Annotated in this window: 1 protein-coding gene; it reads right to left on the bottom strand. The window is 56.5% G+C overall.

The features are described from left to right. Positions 1-230: 230 nt before the first annotated feature. Positions 231-955: hypothetical protein (locus RM530_RS18345; RefSeq protein ID WP_311366715.1), on the bottom strand; the 725-nt coding region annotated here is incomplete at its 5' end.

Below are 955 nucleotides of genomic sequence, written 5' to 3'. Positions count from 1 at the left end.
CTTGGCGCGTGCTCAGAACAGAGTCGGGGTGACAGATTGCGGATTCCCGGCCGCTCTCTGGCCTTCCTCACCTGCGTCAAGAAACAAGACCTGACCCCGACGCGAAACCATCCGTGCTCAAGCCGATCGTGTTTACCGCTGAGAAGTCCATCGTGCGCAAGACGCTCGGCAGGCTTACGGCGCAAGATCAGCAGGCGCTGAGCAAGGTGCTTGGGACGATCATCGGGTGATCAAGCCGGAGCCGATCGGCTACCACGCTTCTCATCCAGTTCAAATATCCTTTCAACGTCCTTCGGCTTAGTCCGGCTGCATCGAACCAAGTGGTCGCAGTAGTCCCCCACCGTTCGGATCACCAGCTTCCCGGATTTGAATTCTTTAGCCACGGCTCGATCAGCAACATCGTGAATGTCGTCGTCGATCTGATCGAATTCATTCCGTCGGAAGTCAGAAACGAAACTCGGCTTTAGATCAATACCGAAGGTGTGATCTGGCCTCAGCTCTTCTACCGGGATACGAAACAGTCGGGCGACTCGCAAAAGCGCTCGTTCGCGGATCATCTGTTCTTGCTCGCGCATGGTGTCCACCATCACTTGCACCCGCAGTCGTCTTCGGAAAACGTCGCGTTGATTGCCGCTTGGCCGATCCACCGACAAATCGTAGAAGCCCTCGAAGACCAGCGCCGCTGTAGCTGCCGTGCTCAATGCAATGCCGGCAGTCGTTCGGCCAAACTCTCTCAGCGCTCTGCTGCCCAGCCTCGTTGAATTCCGGCTCAACTGACTTGTGTACGGATTCAACTGACTTCTAGGCCCGAATCCTCTTAGCTCCGATGGCGTCTTCGGCATCGTGCCGATGCCGAGTGTTGTTCCGAGCGTCGCCGCCGTCGCACCAAAGTCGAATCGGTTTTCCTCGATCTCGTCCGCAAACTGGTTGAAGTCAAAACACAGCAATCCAGTGG

Source organism: Banduia mediterranea, assembly GCF_031846245.1.
Classification (GTDB): Bacteria; Pseudomonadota; Gammaproteobacteria; order Nevskiales; family Nevskiaceae; genus Banduia; species Banduia mediterranea.
This window is presented reverse-complemented; position numbering and strand designations above follow the sequence as displayed.